Source organism: Chroococcidiopsis cubana SAG 39.79, from assembly GCF_003991895.1.
GTDB lineage: Bacteria > Cyanobacteriota > Cyanobacteriia > Cyanobacteriales > Chroococcidiopsidaceae > Chroococcidiopsis > Chroococcidiopsis thermalis.
This window is the reverse complement of sequence record NZ_RSCK01000003.1, coordinates 174,751-176,565: the sequence shown is the minus strand read 5'-3', so window position 1 is coordinate 176,565 and position 1,815 is coordinate 174,751. Positions and strand designations below refer to the sequence as shown.

2 protein-coding genes are annotated in these 1,815 nt (G+C 43.5%); both read left to right on the top strand.

All coding sequences use genetic code 11. The annotated features are described in order from the left end of the window. On the top strand, positions 1 to 633 hold a 633-nt coding region (locus DSM107010_RS41060), incomplete at its 5' end, for an iron uptake porin (RefSeq protein ID WP_241994105.1). A 345-nt stretch (positions 634 to 978) separates the two neighbouring features. Continuing rightward, a partial coding sequence (locus DSM107010_RS03395) for an iron uptake porin (RefSeq protein ID WP_241994104.1) occupies positions 979 to 1,815 on the top strand: 837 nt, incomplete at its 3' end.

Below are 1,815 nucleotides of genomic sequence, written 5' to 3'. Positions count from 1 at the left end.
TATGAATTTAGCGATGCAGTTAACCTATCCCTAGCTTATTTAGCCAGTGAAGCCGAAAACCCTACATCTGGGTTGACTGGTGGTCCCTTTGTAGCATTAGCCCAGTTTACCTTGAAGCCCACTAATACTATCGCTCTGGGTCTGACCTACGTGCGCTCCTATAATGGTCTTGATGCAGGCGTTGCAGGAGTTGGAAGTACATACTCCAATGACCCATTTGATGGAGAAAGCTACACGTCAGATTCTTATGGCTTAGCAGCAAATTTTCAAATCAACCCCAAGATTGCCTTGGGCGGTTGGGCTGGCTACACGCGAGCTGAAGCTGTCTCAGGAGTCAACGATGGATCTAACGCTTCTATCTTTTACTATGCAGTGACTCTAGCTTTTCCAGATCTCTTGCGAGAAGGTAACTTAGGTGGTATTGTGGTTGGTTTACCGCCGAAAGTGACTAGTAACGATATCAATGACCGTGAAGACAGGGATTCCTCTTTGCACCTAGAAGCTTTCTATCGCTTTCAAGTTGCCAAAAATATTGGCATTACTCCAGGAGTGCTAGTCATTACCAATCCCGAACATAATGAAGATAACGACACAATTTACGTGGGAACGATCCGGACTACGCTTTCTTTCTAGGCTTGGTTCTAAATTTTATTGCCAAAGCGTTGCTCTAAGTAGCTAGAGGATGAATAGGGTTAATCAACTATTAACCCTATCATTGCTTTGTTTAACTATAATTAAACTTGCCCAAACAATTGCTCTACGTTCGTGTATGGTGGGAATCTTCTTTCTTGCTCTAAATAATTTTTCTTAAAAACATCTAAATTTCATCTCTATTTCATAAAGATCTGTCAATCTAATTATTATTGGGTTCATTCATCAAGAATGAAGTTCAAAATTAGTCATAAAAACTGCGGTACATCCGTTGGTTGAGTAGGCTAATGGTCAATCAATAACATTGGTGTGAGTGAGAACAAAGTCATGGCGAAATCTTTATGGTATGCTCTACGGTTGAGTCCAGTAATTCTGGGTACCACCCTGTTTGTGGCGAATAGTACTCAAGCTGCTGAAGCACCAGTGACAGACTTGACGTTAAAATCCTCAAGATCTTCTGTTACTGCTGTAAACCTTAGAAATACTACCACATCAGATTTTAAGGAAGTTGCAGCTTTTCCTGCATCTGAAGTTGAACCAGAAAAAAAGGCAGGAGACACTCTAGAGAGCGAAACACAAGTACGAACTTCTGGCGAACTAGGTGAAAACACTAGAAACCAACTTAGTGAAAGTGTTCCAGCTACGGATGTGCTGGCTCAAGTTACCTCCGTATCCCAACTATCCGACGTTCAACCTACTGACTGGGCTTTTCAAGCCTTACAGTCCTTAGTCGAGCGTTACGGTTGTATTGCTGGTTATCCTGACGGAACTTATCGCGGCAACCGCGCTTTAACTCGGTATGAATTTGCTGCTGGTTTGAATGCTTGCTTGGACAGAGTTAACGAACTGATTGCTACCGCTACTGCTGATATGGTCAACAGAGAAGACCTGGCAACTCTACAGCGGTTACAGGAAGAATTTTCAGCGGAACTAGCCACCCTGCGCGGTCGCGTCGATGCTTTAGAAGCGCGGACGGCTGAATTAGAAGCAAATCAATTTTCGACTACCACCACACTATCTGGAGAAATAGTCGTTGCCGCAGCAGATGTCTTTGGTGATGAGCGAGCTGTTCGTAGCGGTGAAGCAGAAGGTTCTAGAGGAGATTTGGACATCAATACTATCTTGGCTGACCGCGTTCGTCTTAATTTCAACACCAGTTTTACC